General features: G+C 65.8%; 12 protein-coding genes and 1 tRNA gene. 6 read left to right on the top strand and 7 right to left on the bottom strand.

Features of this window, described 5'->3' with window-relative positions; genetic code table 11:
• Position 1: 1 nt before the first annotated feature.
• A complete protein-coding gene (locus tag G566_RS0104460; protein WP_022679474.1) occupies positions 2-790 on the bottom strand; it encodes a class I SAM-dependent methyltransferase in 789 nt (262 codons plus the stop codon).
• Positions 791-896: 106 nt separating this feature from the next.
• On the opposite strand from G566_RS0104460, the gene G566_RS0104465 reads away from it, so the two are divergent.
• Entirely contained in the window at positions 897-1,094 is a 198-nt protein-coding gene (locus G566_RS0104465; protein WP_022679475.1) for a hypothetical protein, read from the top strand.
• Position 1,095: 1 nt separating this feature from the next.
• Here the strand turns inward: G566_RS0104465 and G566_RS0104470 are convergent, their stop codons facing one another.
• Both G566_RS0104470 and G566_RS0104475 read right to left on the bottom strand, forming a co-directional pair.
• Positions 1,096-1,506, bottom strand: coding sequence for an acyl-CoA thioesterase (locus G566_RS0104470; RefSeq protein WP_022679476.1), 411 nt, complete (start codon positions 1,504-1,506; stop codon positions 1,096-1,098).
• On the bottom strand, positions 1,490-3,547 hold the full coding sequence (locus G566_RS0104475; RefSeq protein WP_029131256.1) for a S9 family peptidase: 2,058 nt from the start codon (positions 3,545-3,547) through the stop codon (positions 1,490-1,492). The genes G566_RS0104470 and G566_RS0104475 overlap by 17 nt, the downstream gene beginning before the upstream one ends.
• Before the next feature lie 133 nt (positions 3,548-3,680).
• Here G566_RS0104475 and G566_RS0104480 point away from each other — a divergent pair, with 133 nt between their 5' ends.
• On the top strand, positions 3,681-5,477 hold the full coding sequence (locus G566_RS0104480) for an aminopeptidase P family protein (RefSeq protein ID WP_022679478.1): 1,797 nt from the start codon (positions 3,681-3,683) through the stop codon (positions 5,475-5,477).
• Positions 5,478-5,557: 80 nt separating this feature from the next.
• Positions 5,558-6,109, top strand: coding sequence for a glutathione peroxidase (locus tag G566_RS0104485; protein ID WP_040605420.1), 552 nt, complete (start codon positions 5,558-5,560; stop codon positions 6,107-6,109).
• Here G566_RS0104485 and G566_RS15320 read toward each other — a convergent pair.
• Positions 6,106-6,255, bottom strand: coding sequence for a hypothetical protein (locus G566_RS15320; RefSeq protein WP_022679480.1), 150 nt, complete (start codon positions 6,253-6,255; stop codon positions 6,106-6,108). The two genes, G566_RS0104485 and G566_RS15320, sit on opposite strands and share 4 nt — an antisense overlap.
• A 105-nt stretch (positions 6,256-6,360) precedes the next feature.
• Between G566_RS15320 and G566_RS0104495 the strand changes: the two genes are divergently transcribed.
• A tRNA-Thr gene (locus tag G566_RS0104495) sits at positions 6,361-6,435 on the top strand.
• A gap of 92 nt (positions 6,436-6,527) precedes the next feature.
• Complete coding sequence (locus G566_RS0104500) at positions 6,528-7,874, top strand: M24 family metallopeptidase (protein ID WP_022679481.1); 1,347 nt, start codon at positions 6,528-6,530, stop codon at positions 7,872-7,874.
• A 12-nt stretch (positions 7,875-7,886) separates the two neighbouring features.
• Here the strand turns inward: G566_RS0104500 and G566_RS13475 are convergent, their stop codons facing one another.
• From G566_RS13475 to G566_RS0104515, 3 genes are read right to left on the bottom strand one after another with little or no spacing between them, the layout of a single operon-like run.
• Positions 7,887-9,482: a DUF885 family protein gene (locus G566_RS13475; protein ID WP_022679482.1), complete on the bottom strand. Its 1,596-nt coding sequence runs from the start codon at positions 9,480-9,482 to the stop codon at positions 7,887-7,889.
• A gap of 24 nt (positions 9,483-9,506) precedes the next feature.
• Complete coding sequence (locus G566_RS0104510) at positions 9,507-11,039, bottom strand: ABC transporter permease/substrate-binding protein (protein WP_022679483.1); 1,533 nt, start codon at positions 11,037-11,039, stop codon at positions 9,507-9,509.
• A complete protein-coding gene (locus G566_RS0104515; RefSeq protein ID WP_051135931.1) occupies positions 11,036-11,830 on the bottom strand; it encodes an ATP-binding cassette domain-containing protein in 795 nt (264 codons plus the stop codon). Before G566_RS0104515 ends, G566_RS0104510 begins: the two co-directional genes overlap by 4 nt.
• A 110-nt stretch (positions 11,831-11,940) precedes the next feature.
• Between G566_RS0104515 and lnt the strand changes: the two genes are divergently transcribed.
• Positions 11,941-13,680: an apolipoprotein N-acyltransferase gene (lnt, locus tag G566_RS13480; RefSeq protein ID WP_022679485.1), complete on the top strand. Its 1,740-nt coding sequence runs from the start codon at positions 11,941-11,943 to the stop codon at positions 13,678-13,680.
• The last annotated feature ends 51 nt before the right edge of the window (positions 13,681-13,731 follow it).

Genomic DNA, 13,731 nt, shown 5'->3' on the forward strand with positions numbered 1-13,731 from the left:
CTTACTTCGGTTTGACGAACTTCAGCGTCATGCGGTCAGATTCGCCGATTGCCGCGAACTTGGCCCGGTCCACGTCGCCCTTGGCGAAGGTCGGCGGCAGGGTCCACACGCCGTCCGGATAATCCTTGGTGTCCTTCGGATTGGCGTTCACTTCCGACGAGCCAGCGAGCTTGAAGCCGGCCTTTTCGGCCAGCATCTTCACGTAAGACGCTTTCATGTAGCCGCTCTTCTTCATGTCGGCGTCCGCACGGGCTTCGGGCAGGCGGTGTTCGACCACGCCCAACGTGCCGCCCGGCTTGAGCGCCTTGAAGAAGGCGTTGAAGGCTTCCTGATCCCAACCGCTCATGTGCCAGTTGTGGACATTGCGGAAGGTGAGCACCACGTCGGCGCTGCCAGGCTCGACGATATCGGCGACGCCCTTGCCGAACGTGCCGATGCCGATGTCACCATAAATGGCCTTGTCGGCATATTTGGTCTTGAAGTTCTCGACGCTCTTGGCGGCATTCACCGAGGCGAGCGGGTTGGCGAGGCCAGCGACATATTTGCCGTTGCCCTTCATCGCCGGGGCGAGAATTTCAGTGTACCAGCCGCCGCCGGGCGAGACTTCGACCACGGTCTGGCCGGGCTTCACGCCGAGGAATTTCAGCGTCTGCGCAGGGTGGCGATACTGGTCACGTGCCTTGTCGGCCGGCTTGCGCCAGCTGCCGGCAATGGCATCTTCGATCGGGCCGGCAAATGCGGGCGCGGCGATGGTGGCCATGATGGCAGCAACGGCGAATGAACGGATCATGGTTTTTCTCCCCGAAAGGTACGTTGGGTTGATGGGTAGCTCTGTGCGTACCCCCCTGCAAGACGGGAGATTGCCTGTGGCTGAATGCCCTGTCAAAGCGCGCCCGATGGAACGGGAAACCACCTTCATGCTGCTGGCCGCCGGGGCAGCGCTGGCCGTGGCCGGCGCACTGGGCGGCGTAGCGCGAACCCGGGCGCCGCTGGCCTGGCACGCGCATCTGCCGTGGAACGGGATCGCCTTTGCAGGCGCGGCCGGCGTGCTGTTCGCCGCCATTCACCTGTATACGCTGTTCCGGCCAGCCTGAATCAGCCTGCCATGAACGGTGCGGCAATCTCGGGCCGCACACGAGCGAGGCGGCCGGTGGCCTTGTCGATGATGGCCCAGGTGGTGACTGCCTTCACGCGGATCGAGTCATCCGACCCGGCGATCTCGACATAGCGATCAAAGCGCGCACCCTTGGGCTCGCCCACCCAGGTGGTCAGCGTCAGCGTCTCGCCCTCCAGCGTCTGCCGCAGATAGTCGATTTCATGCCGCGTCACGACCCAAACGTAAGTATCGCGATGTTCGGTCGCCGCGACTGCGCTCCAGTGCGCCGTCGCCACGTCCTGTATCCATTTGAGATAGACCGCGTTGTTGACGTGGCCCAGTTCATCGATGTCGGCCGCCGTGGCAGTGACCGAGATCGAAAAGCTGCGCCGGTCAGCGGGCGGCGGCATCGCCAAGCCCGAACTGGGTGAGGATGAAGGCATATTCCTCCGCCAGCTCTTCCAGCGCCGCAAAGCGCCCGGATTTGCCGCCGTGGCCAGCGCCCATGTTGGTCTTGAAGACAAGGATATTGCTATCGGTCTTCACGTCGCGCAGCTTGGCCACCCACTTGGCCGGCTCCCAGTAGGTCACGCGCGGATCGTTGAGGCCAGCGGTGACCATCAGCGGCGGATAGGCCTGTGGCTTCACCTGGTCATAGGGCGAATAAGAACGGATCAGCTCGAAATCGGTCTTGCTGGTGATGGGGTTGCCCCATTCCGGCCATTCCCCCGGCGTGAGCGGCAGGCTTTCATCGAGCATCGTATTGAGCACATCGACGAACGGCACATGGGCGACGACAGCGCGGAACTGTTCCGGCGCCTGGTTGACGATCGCGCCCATCAGTTCGCCGCCCGCCGAACCGCCGCTGGCCGAGATCATGCCCGGCGCCGCCCAGCCAGCCGTGACAAGACCCTTCGCCACATCAACGAAATCGTTGAACGTGTTGGTGCGCTTGGCCAGTTTGCCATCCAGATACCATTGGTAACCCAAATCGTCGCCGCCGCGGATCTGGGCGACGGCATAGGCCATGCCGCGATCCAGCAGGCTCAGCCGGTTGGCCGAAAAGCCCGGCATGGTCGGGATGCCATAGGCGCCATAGGCATAAAGATGCAGCTTGCCGGTGCCGTCCGGCTTGAAGCCCTTCTTGTAGACAATCGCGACCGGCACCTTCACACCGTCCCGCGCCGTCACGAAGAAGCGCTGGCTTTCATATTGGCTGGCGTCATAACCCGATGGCACTTTCTGCACCTTTCGGGTCACGAGTGCGCCGGCCTTCACGTCATAATCATAGACCGTAGCCGGCGTGACCATCGAGGCATAGTTGACGCGTAGCAGCGGGGCATCAGGCTCCAGATTGCTGCCGATAATGGCCGTGTAGGCGGCTTCGGCGAAGGGCAGCACGGTCTCAATACCATCGTCCTTGCGCAGCACGATGCGGTCCAGCCCGTCGCGGCGGCCCTGCACGGCCAGATAGGACGTGAAGGCGGCGATGCCAGTGATGTAGTCGCGATCCGAACCGGCGATCAGGGTCGTCCAGTCGCCCGGTGCCTTGGGGCTGGCAGTGGCGACGCGGAAATTCACATGATCATCGTTGGTGCGGATGAACAAGCGATCCCCCCGCACGTCCACCTCATAGCTCACCCCGGCCTGCCGGCGCTTGACCAGCAGCGGCGGCGCGGTGGGATTGGCGGCCGGCACCAGCCGCACTTCGCTCGTCACATGATCTGACGTGGTGATGATGATCCACTGGCCGTCCTGGCTCTTGCCGACGGAAACACCGAAGCCCTTGTCCTCGGTTTCCTCATACAGCACGCGGTCTTCACCGCTCTGGCCGAGCACGTGCAGCCGCGCCTTGATGCGCCGCCAATTGTCATTGACCTCGGTCCAAACGATGGCTTTGGAATCCGCGCTCCACTCGATGCCGCCAACGCTGACCTTGGTAACGGTCTCAATGTCGCTTCCACTGGCGATGTCCCGGATGCGGATCGTGAAACGCTCGCTGCCATCGGTATCAGTGGCATAGGCCAGCAGGCGGCCATCCGGGCTGACCGATTGCGCGCCAAGGCGGAAATAGTCCAACCCCTTGGCGAGGTCAGGTTCGGACAGCACCAACTGCTCCACGCCGCCTGAGCGGGGTCGCCGCACCCAGGTGCGATACTGGTCACCGGGCTTGAACTGCCACCAATATTCAAAGGCACCGTTGGGCACCGGCACCGAGGCATCGTCCTGCTGCACCCGGCCTTTCAGTTCTTCGTAGAACTTGTCCTTCAACCCCGCGATGGGCGCCATCTGGGCTTCGAACCAGGCGTTTTCGGCGTTCAGATAGGCCAGCACGTCCGCATCATCGACCGTGGGATAACCGGGATCCTTCAGCCAATTGTACGGGTCTTCCACGGTGATGCCGTGATGGGTGAAGCTGTGGGGGCGCTTGGCGGCAATAGGCGGGTTCATCTGGGCAGAGGCTCCGGCAGGAAAGGCAACGGCAATCAACGCGGCAACAAACAGACGCATCAAGATTTCCTGTGCTTGAGGCGCGGGGGCAGTGCGCCTATCTGGGTCGGCATTGATAGAGGGAAGATTGTCCGTGTCCACCATCGCCTCACGCCTTGCGGCATTGCGCACCGAGCTCGCCGCCCAAAATCTTGCCGGTTTCGTCGTGCCGCTGACCGATGAGCATATGAGCGAATATGTTGGCGAATATGCCCAGCGGCTGGCGTGGATCAGCGGTTTTGGCGGATCGGCCGGCAGTGCGGTTGTGATGCACGACAAGGCGGCGATGTTCACCGATGGCCGCTACACCGTGCAGGTGCGCCAGCAGGTGCCCGCCGATCTGTTCGCCTATGAGGACGTGCCGCAAACCAGCGCCGCGCAGTGGCTGGGTGAGATCGCCAGCGCGGGCCAGCGCATCGGCTATGATCCGTGGCTGCACACCAGCGCCTGGGCCAAGCAGGCCGCTGAGCAGCTCAAACCGCGTGGCGCCGAACTGGTGGCGGTGACAAGGAACCCGATCGATGCGGCGTGGACCGACCGCCCGGCGCCGAGCCTGGCGCCACTGGAAGTGCATGATGACCAGTTCGCCGGCCGTGCCCACAACGAAAAACGACGCGACGTAGCCGCATGGCTGGCCGGCAAGGGCGCCGATGCCGTGGTGATTGCCGCGCTCGATTCGATTGCGTGGCTGCTGAACATCCGCGGCAAGGATGTCTCGCGCACGCCGGTCGCTTTGGCCTTCGTGATCGCCCACAAGGATGGTTCGGTTGATCTGTTCACTGCACCCGAAAAGCTCACCCCGGCCGTGCGTGCGAATCTGGGCGATGCCGTGCGCTGCCAGCCGCGCGACCGTTTTGCCGAGGCGCTGAAGGCGATGACCGGGCAGACGGTGGTGGTCGATCCGCAATCATGCGTCGCCGCCATTTTCAACGCGCTGGAAGCCGGCGGTGCCCGCATCATCGAAGCGCGCGACCCGACCGTGCTGCCACGCGCGGTCAAGAACCCCACCGAAATCGCCGGCACCACCGCCGCGCATGTGCGCGACGGTGCGGCGCTGACACGCTTCCTGGCCTGGTTCGACAGCGAGGCGCCCAAGGGCGGGCTGGATGAACTCAGCGCCGCCGAGCGGCTGCGCCAGTTCCGCGCCGAGACCAACAGCCTGGAAGATCTGTCGTTCGACACCATTTCGGCCGCCGGCCCCAACGCCGCCCTGCCGCATTACCGGGTGAGCAACGAAACCAACCTGCCGATTGCCCACGACAGTATCTATCTCGTCGATTCGGGCGGCCAGTATCGCGATGGCACCACCGATGTGACGCGCACGCTGGTCGTGGGCACCCCCAGCCCGGAGATGCAGGACCGCTTCACCCGCGTGCTGAAGGGCCATATCGCGCTGGCCCGTGCCATCTTCCCGGCCGGCACCAAGGGCGTGCAGCTTGATGCGTTGGCCCGCCAGCATCTGTGGAGCGTGGGCCTGGATTACAACCACGGCACCGGCCACGGTGTGGGCAGCTATCTTTCCGTGCACGAAGGCCCGCAGCGCATCGCCGCGGCCTGGTCAGCCCAGCCGGGCGGCGACGAACCGCTGCAACCGGGCATGATCCTGTCCAACGAGCCGGGCTATTACAAGCAGGGCGCCTATGGCATCCGCATCGAGAATCTGGTGCTGGTCGAACGCCGCAGCGCGGAAGGCGCGGAGCGCGAGATCATGGGCTTCAAGGAGCTGACCTTGGCACCGATCGACAAGCGGCTGGTGGACGTGCGCCTGCTCACCGCCGAGGAGCGCGATTGGTGGAACGCTTATCACGCCCGCGTGGCCGCCGAAATCGGGCCGTTGCTCACTGATCCGGCGGAACAGCGCTGGCTGGAACAGGCCTGCGCACCGCTCTGAGCACCTGCGTCACCCTTCACCTTCGCGGTTTTGCGCAGCCGTGGTATCACCGCGTCAAATCACGTTTGGGAGCCGCCATCATGATCAAGCACATCGCCATCGCTGCCGCCGCGCTGACCGCACTTATTGCCGCCGCGCCCGCGCCGCAGAACCTGCACCAGTTCACGCTGAAGACCATCGACGGCAAGCCGATGCCGATGGCGCAGTACAAGGGCAAGGTGGTGCTGCTGGTCAACACCGCGTCGATGTGCGGCTACACCCCGCAATATGAAGGCCTGCAGGCGCTGCACGACAGCTACAAGGCCAAGGGCTTTACGGTGGTGGGCGTGCCGTCGGGCGATTTCGGCGGCCAGGAATATGGCAGCAATGCCGAAGTGAAGCAGTTCTGCGAGAGCAAGTTCGGCATCAAGTTCCCGATGGCCGAAAAGGCCGTGGTCAAGGGCCCCAAGGCCATCCCGCTGTACAAGTGGGCGGCGAACACGCTGGGTGAAGACAAGACCCCACAGTGGAACTTCCACAAATATCTGATCGGCAAGGATGGCCGCCTGATTGCCGCCTTCGGCACCAAGACCACGCCGACCTCGCCGGAAGTGACCGCGGCCGTGGCCAAGGCGCTGGCAACCGGGAACTAATCCGTCTTTTCAGCCTGGGAGGGGTGCTGGCTGCGTGCCGGGTCACCGGTATCGCCCAGCCCCTTCCTTTTGCGCAGATTCGCCCGCAGCGCCGCCGCCAGCCGTTCGGCGCGCGCCTGTGCCTGCTTTTCGGTTTCCTTGGTCATGGTTCGCCTCATAGCCCAAGTGTGCGGCGGCGTCAGTGCTTGACAGTGAGGGAGGGCTTGGCCATAGGGCCGCTTCCCGCTGCAACGCGGGCAGGTTCGGGTCGTGCTGCCGTAGCTCAGTGGTAGAGCGCATCCTTGGTAAGGCTGAGGTCGGGAGTTCAATCCTCCCCGGCAGCACCACCGCCCGAACCATTGGCGCCCGAACCCTTCCCAAACTTGGCTGACAAGCGCCGCAAGCTCGCCTACAGCCGTCTCCAGACAGGGAGACGGAAATGAAGGCGATCCTCACTGCATTGTTGCTGGCCACCAGCATGGCCGCCACGGCATCCGCCGCACAGGATTATCAGCGGCCGGGCGTGCCAAGTCTGCGCGACCGCGTGGCGGCGCACGACCGGCTGATAAAGGCGCGGCTCGATCAGGTCGTGCCCAAGGTCATGCGCGAAGTGGGCGTGGACATGTGGGTCCTCGTTTCCAGCGAGTATAATGAAGACCCTGTGGTGAAGACGATGCTGCCGGCCACCTGGGCTTCGGCGCGGCGCACCATGGTGCTGATCTTCTTCGATCGCGGACCGGAAAAGGGCGTCGAGCGGCTGGCCGTGTCGCGCTATCCGGTTGGCGATATCTTCCCGGCGGCTTGGGATCCGGAAGCGCAGCCCGAGCAATGGGGCCGGGTGGCGCAGCTGATCGCCGAGCGCAACCCCAGGCGCATCGCCATCAACATCAACCCGACGTTCGCGCTGGCCAACGGGCTTTCGGCGGGCGAGCATCGCCAACTGCTGACCGCCCTGGGCCCGGCGGCCGCCAAGCTGGAAAGCCATGAACGCATGGCGCTGGGCTATCTGGAAACCCGCACACCCGAAGACATGGACGTGTACAACGGCATCATGCGCGTGGCGCATTCGCTGATCCCGGAAGGCCTTTCGGAAAAGGTGATCACGCCGGGTGTGACCACCACGCAAGACGTTGTGTGGTGGTATCGCGAACGGCTGGCCGATCTGCGCCAGGATGCCTGGTGCCAACCTTCGGTAACGGTGCAGCGCGCGGGCGCCCCCGGCATCACGCCGGGCCGGCAGACCCTGCCGGAAAACCCGGTGATCATGCCCGGCGATCTGCTGCATGTCGATTTCTGCGCCGGCATGCTGGGCCTGAAGACCGACACGCAGCAACTGGCCTATGTGCTGCGCCCCGGCGAAACGGACGCACCGGCGGGCTTGAAGGCCGGCATGGCCGCGGCCAACAAGGTGCAGGATGCGCTGGTTGCCAGTTTCAAGACCGGCGCCACCGGCAACGAAGTGCTGATGGCCGCGCGCCAGAAGGCAATTGCCGCTGGCACCAACCCGATCATCTACACGCACAGCATTGGCCTGCACGGCCATGGTGCCGGACCATGGATCGGCAATTGGGAACATCAGAACCCGATCCCCGGCCGCGGCGACTACCGCATCTATGCCGATACGGCCTGGTCGATCGAACTGGCGGCGCTGGCCAAGGTGCCCGAATGGAGCAACGCCGAAATCCGCTTCCCGCTGGAAGTGGATGGCTTTTGGAACGGCAGTTCGTTCCGCTGGATCGATGGGCGGCAGACGCAGCTCCATCTGATTCCACGGGCCGCAAAGTGAACCGGGTCGGCCTTACTGGCCGACCGGAACACCCACCCACTGTTCACGAATGAGGCTGACCGGGATCATGCCGAAGCCGCCCAGCCGGTCATAAAAGCCCTTCACCGTGAAGGTGCCGCCGGGCAGACCGGCGCGTTCCTGCTCGGCGACTTCGGCGAACAACTGCTCGATCTGCGCCTTGCCGGTGATATAGCTGGGGCCGTAGCCCACCTGCCGCAGATAGAGCGACTGTTCAAAGCCGAGCAGCGGCAGATCGGGGCTCATCCAGCCGTTGGGGGTGCGCGCCACCTGCATCGCCATCGCGGCCTTGAGATCGATCTGGTTGGCCTGGGCATAGAGCGAGGCCAGCCCGCGCGCCGCGCGCTGGGCCTGCATGATCCAGACGACTTCGCGCGACCGCGGCTTGTTGTCGAAGAGGCCGGCATCCAGCATCATGGCTTCCATCGCCGTGGCATTGCCTTCGGACCGGCTGATCCAGATGTTGTACAGCAGCGGCCCGCGCCGGATCGGCGAAGGGTGCGGGCGCACCTGCATCTCGGCCAAATCCCACCAGTGATAGAAATGCGCAAACAGGCTGTTGGGCGCGCGGCCTTGCGCGATCTTGAAAAAATCCTGTTGCGCCGCCGGCACCCACTTGCCGGTGCGCTTGGCCAGTTCGGGCTTCATGTAGGGCTGGATGGTGGCCACGCCCGTCTTGTCCATGAAGCTGATGAAATGATCGATGTCGGCCAGGCTCTTCGCGTCCCATTCCGCCTGGCTGGCCGGGCTGGTGAGCGGCGGCAGCACCTTGTGGTGATTTTCCTCCAGCCGCAGGCCAGCGTGTGCTCGGGCCAGTTCGCGGGACAGGATCGCCACCTCCTGCTCCCAGCTGTAGGGCGAAAGCTGGACGTGCTTGAGATACCAGTTGTAGGCCTCCACCCCGACGCCGGACGGGCCTGACTTCTTCGGCGCTTCGGCCTTCACCCAGGCGATGAAATCGCGCGTGGCAGCCAGCGCCTCGGCCACGCGGCGTTCGAGCAGCTTGTGCCCCTTCACCTTGGCAGCAAGGCCCACCAGCCCCTCTTCTTGTTCGGCCAACGTGACCGGGCTGGCGTTCCACAGGTCGGCCGCGTTGCCGGTCAGGTTGCCGCGCGCCTGAGCGAGCAGCGGCGGGATATGCGCCAGTTCGCCGGCCAGCCGGTCGGCATCGGGCTTGGTGAGCGGGAATTTGTACCGCCACACATCGATCGGAGCTGTATGCACCGGCCCTTCATGCGCGGGCGTGTCGCTCTGCGCGTTCCACAGCGAAAGATACCAGGCCGGATCGCGGGCCCATGGCTTTGCAACTTCCAGATCAAACTTCAGGCCGTTCATTTCGGCCTGTACCAGCTGCCAATCCACCTTGTCGGCGGCGTTCCAGCCCTTGGTGTCGATCGCCGCCAGCCTGGCCTGAAAGCCCTTCAACGGCTCGGCACGCGCGGCAACGGCCGGCGGCGTGTAATCCGGAACGCCGCCTGGCCCAGCATGGAAGCGCCGCCAATCAGCAAATAGCGTGTGGAGATCAGCCGGCGTGCCGGCAAACGCCGGGGCAGCGAACAGCAGGAGCAGGGCGAGGAGGAGTTTCTTCATGGGCCACAGCTTGGCCCGGGCGGCTCAACGCTGCAAGCCGGTTTCCGTGGCCAGCCAGCGCGCCGCTTCGGCCGGGCTGCGCTTGCTGGTGGGGCGATCGGCCTGCCAGTTGGCGATGCGCATGGCATCCACCGAGATGCGGCCGTCATAGCGCGCCAGCCGCCGCGCCAGATCATCACGCCCCGGCGCCACCAGCAGCAGCGCATCATAGGCGGGCAGCGCGCCACGATCATCGGTGAGCAGCACGAAATCCGCCCCGGCCAGCGCGCCATCGCTGCTGTAGGCGGTGATCACATCGGCGGCGCCATCCTTAAGCGCCGCCACCATCAGCACCGGGGTGAAAGCGCGCATGCTGGCAAATTCGAGGCCATAGGCACTGCGCATCGCCATCCACTCGGCACGTGACAGGAATTCCAGATCGGTGGCCAGTTTCAGCTTGGCCGAAACCCGCGCCAGATCGGAAATGCTGCGTACGCCCAGCCGTTCGGCATCGGCCCGGCGCATGGCCAGCGCATAGGCATTTTCAAAGCCCAGCCGCGCCGCCACGGTGACACCATAGCGGGATTTCAACTGTTCCGTGAGGATACGCAGCATATCGGCACGCGGCACGACATCGCTGCGGCCCAGCGCCTGCGTCCACAAGGTGCCGGTGTAATCGATGGAAATATCGATGCCGCCGGCCGCCAGGCTTTGAAAGGCGATGCCCGATCCCAGGCCGGAACGCACGCCCGTGGGCTGGCCAGCGGCGCGCAGATCGGCCGCGATCAGTTCGGCCAGGATATATTGCTCGGAGAAGGTCTTGGTGCCGATCAGCACGGGCCGCACCTGGGTGGCCGGGCGGCTGTGCAGCCACCAGCCGGTGACGCCAACAGCCAGCAGGCCGAGCAGGACGAGGCCCTTGGCGGCCGGCGCCCAGCGCCGTTCGGCAATCCCCCGCTGGCACCAACCGAGTGCGCCATCAACGATGAGCGCCAGCGCGGCCGCCGCCACGCAGCCGAGCAGCACCTGTTGCCAGTCCTGCAACTGCAACCCGGCGAAGATCAGATCGCCAAGACTCTCCTGCCCCACCATCGTGGCCAATGTGGCGGCACCGATGGTCCACACTGCGGCCGTGCGCACGCCGCCCATCACCACAGGCGCGGCCAGCGAGAGTTCAACGTGGAAAAGGCGCTGGCTGGCGCTCATGCCAATGGCCCGCGCCGCATCGCGCACGCTGTCTGGCACGGCAGCCAACCCGCCGGCCCCACCGCGCAGCAGCGGCAGCAACGCATAAAGCGCCAGCGCCAGCAGCGACGGCAGCAGGCCCAGCGACGGCACCGGCAGCCCGGTGAGATTGCGCAGCAGCACCAGCAGCGGGAAGAACAGCGCCAGCAGCGCCAGCGCCGGCACCGTCTGCACCACGCTAGCCAGCCCCATCACCGTGCGCCGCAGCCAGGGCCGGCCCGGCATCAGCAGCACCAGGGGCGTCGCCACCAGCAGCGCCAATGCCAATGCTGCAGCGCTGATCGCCAGATGCGCCGCCAGTGCCGAGGGCAGGGTTTCCCAGCCGGCGATCATTTGCCCATCCCGGCCAGCGCCCGCGCTTGTGCCAATGGTGTTGCCACCAGATTCTGCACAGCCGGGTGCTGGTCCGCGGCCACTTCGGCAGGCGGCCCGCAGGCGACCACCCGCCCGCCATCCAGCACCACCATCAGGTCAGCCCGCAGCAGCGCATCGGCCAGATCATGAGTGACCATGATGGTCGTCAACCCCTGCGCCCGGTGCAGCGCCAGCAGGCGGTCGCCCAGTTCATCACGGGTCTCGGGATCAAGCGCGCCGAAGGGTTCATCAAGCAGCAGCAGCCGCGGGCTGACGGCCAGCGCCCGCGCCAGACCCACCCGGCTGGCCTGCCCGCCCGAAAGTTCGCCTGGGAAGCGCTGCGCCAGATGCGGCGGCAATTCCAGCATCGCCATCAATTCCGCCGCCCGTTCCATGCGCTTTGGCTTGGGCCATCCCAGCAGCCAGGGCACGGCGGCGATGTTATCGGCCACTGTCCAGTGCGGGAAAAGCCCGCCGCCCTGCACGGCATAGCCGATGCCGCGTCGAAGTTGCATCGCATCAAGGCCGGCCACATCGGCGCCGTGCACCGCGACTGTGCCGGCATCAGGTTCCAGCATGCGGTTGATCAGTCGGAGCAGGCTGGACTTGCCCGCCCCGGACGCGCCGACCAGCGCGACGAACTGGCCCTGGCGCACCACCAGATCGATGCCGGCCAGAACCGGGTGGCCACCCAGCGCCAGCGTAACGCCGGTCAACGCCAGAGCCAGCTCTGGCGGGGGCACGGATGCAGCAGTCGGAGCGGAAGCCATCGCCGCCTCTGTGGCACGGCGCCGCGCGGGCTGCCACTGCCGAATTGCGGCCGGCCTGTCATCAAAAGGCCACTGGCCTCCGGCGTGGCAGCCGGCTACCACCGGCGGCCATGCAGGGACCTCGCAATCTGATCGTCGCAGCTGTTGCCGGCGCCGCCACCGCTCTGGCCTTCGCGCCGCTCAACCTGTGGCCGTTGGGCCTGGTTGGCCTCGCACTGTTAGCCCATCTGGTCGTCACCGCCGACAGCGGCTGGGCGGCAGCAGGGCGTGGCTGGTTGTTCGGGACGGCGATGTTTGCCGTTTCGCTGAACTGGATCGCCACGTCCTTCACCTATCAGGCCAAGATGCCGGCCGCGCTGGGCTGGGTCGCGGTGATCGGCCTCGCCATGTATCTTGCGCTGTTCGTGGCGCTGCCGGCCGGACTGGCGGTGCGACTGGCGAAGAAGCCGGTGGCGCGTGCGCTGTGGTTGGTGGCGCTATGGCCGCTGGCCGAAACCTTGCGCGGCACATTGCTCACCGGCTTTGCTTGGAACCCGGCCGGGGCAATGTGGCTGGAAACGCCGGTGGCGCAGCTGGCATCGGTCGTAGGCAGTACCGGGCTTTCGATGCTGGCGCTGGCCTGTGGCGTGGCGCTGCTGTGGCTCGTCCGCAATCCTGGCCGGTGGCGGGGGGCGGGCATCGCCACGCTGGCGGTTACCTTCCTGCTGGCACTGCTGGGCGGCAGCATGATCACCGAGAATGACTTCATCGGCACGCCGCTGGTGATCGTGCAGCCCGGCATTGGCCAGGATGAACGCTATGACGCCGCCTCTGCCGAACGCCATCTTGCCACCTATATCAGGCTCACCCGGCAAGGGCTGAACCAGGCTGCGCAAGCCGGCCGACCGGTGCTGCAGAATGCCGAAGTGGCGCGTCGCGCGCTCACCGAAACCGAAGGCGTGGTCTCACCGGTGCCGCCCAGCGCCGACAAGGTAACGGGCGAGATGAAGAACAAGCTGGCGCCCGGCCTTGCCGCGCCCACGCCGGAACAGGCCGGCGGCGGCACTGCGCTGCTGGCGCGCAAGCCCACGCTGATCCTGTGGCCGGAAGGCGCCATCGACGCGCTGGTGGAGATCGATCCGTCGGCGCTGGCCCGCATTGCCGGCAGCATCGGCCGCGGCGATCTGCTGCTGGCCGGTGGCACCGGGGTGAGCCGCAACCGCGATGGCGCAGGCAATATGGGGGCGCGCTATGCCAACAGCTTGTTTGCCATCGCCGGGGATGGCCGCATCGTCGCCCGGTTCGACAAGGCGCATCTGGTGCCGCTGGGCGAATATGTGCCGTTGCGCGATTGGCTGGAGCCGCTGGGCATCGCCCGGCTCGTCCCCGGCGATTTCGATTTCGCTGCCGGCCCTGGCCCGCGCACGCTGATGCTGCCGGGCTTCACCAGCGTGTCGCCGATGATCTGTTACGAAATCGCCTTCCCGCAGGCCGTGGCCGATCGGGGCAACCGGCCAGGCTGGATCGCCAATGTTTCCAACGATGCCTGGTTCAGCGCCTGGGGGCCGCCGCAGCACCTGGCGCAATCGCGGCTGCGCGCCATCGAGGAACGGCTGCCGGTGGCCCGCGCCACCCCCACCGGCATCAGCGCGGTGGTCGATGGCTTTGGCCGGGTGCGCTCATCGCTGGCTCAGGGCGAGATCGGCACCATCGTGACCAGCCTGCCACCGCCGCAGCCCGAATCCCTGTTCGCTCGGTTGGGCCTGTATCCGGTGGCAGTGCTGGCGCTGCTGCTGGCACTGGCCGGGTGGCTGGTGGAACGGCACCGGCCACCGCCGCCGCCCCGGCCGATGCGCACCATCACGGCGTGATGCGAGACGATTAATGATATAAAGATGTCGTTATGCGACTTGCATGAGAGA

This window comes from Sandarakinorhabdus limnophila DSM 17366 (genome assembly GCF_000420765.1).
Classification (GTDB): domain Bacteria; phylum Pseudomonadota; class Alphaproteobacteria; order Sphingomonadales; family Sphingomonadaceae; genus Sandarakinorhabdus; species Sandarakinorhabdus limnophila.

Coding starts and splice junctions, on each gene's coding strand:
- G566_RS0104460 (WP_022679474.1), bottom strand. CDS start 790: ATGATCCGTTCATTCGCCGTTGCTGCCATCATGGCCACCATCGCCGCG.
- G566_RS0104465 (WP_022679475.1), top strand. CDS start 897: ATGGAACGGGAAACCACCTTCATGCTGCTGGCCGCCGGGGCAGCGCTG.
- G566_RS0104470 (WP_022679476.1), bottom strand. CDS start 1,506: ATGCCGCCGCCCGCTGACCGGCGCAGCTTTTCGATCTCGGTCACTGCC.
- G566_RS0104475 (WP_029131256.1), bottom strand. CDS start 3,547: ATGAACCCGCCTATTGCCGCCAAGCGCCCCCACAGCTTCACCCATCAC.
- G566_RS0104485 (WP_040605420.1), top strand. CDS start 5,558: ATGATCAAGCACATCGCCATCGCTGCCGCCGCGCTGACCGCACTTATT.
- G566_RS15320 (WP_022679480.1), bottom strand. CDS start 6,255: ATGACCAAGGAAACCGAAAAGCAGGCACAGGCGCGCGCCGAACGGCTG.
- G566_RS0104500 (WP_022679481.1), top strand. CDS start 6,528: ATGAAGGCGATCCTCACTGCATTGTTGCTGGCCACCAGCATGGCCGCC.
- G566_RS13475 (WP_022679482.1), bottom strand. CDS start 9,482: ATGAAGAAACTCCTCCTCGCCCTGCTCCTGCTGTTCGCTGCCCCGGCG.
- G566_RS0104510 (WP_022679483.1), bottom strand. CDS start 11,039: ATGATCGCCGGCTGGGAAACCCTGCCCTCGGCACTGGCGGCGCATCTG.
- G566_RS0104515 (WP_051135931.1), bottom strand. CDS start 11,830: ATGGCTTCCGCTCCGACTGCTGCATCCGTGCCCCCGCCAGAGCTGGCT.
- lnt (WP_022679485.1), top strand. CDS start 11,941: ATGCAGGGACCTCGCAATCTGATCGTCGCAGCTGTTGCCGGCGCCGCC.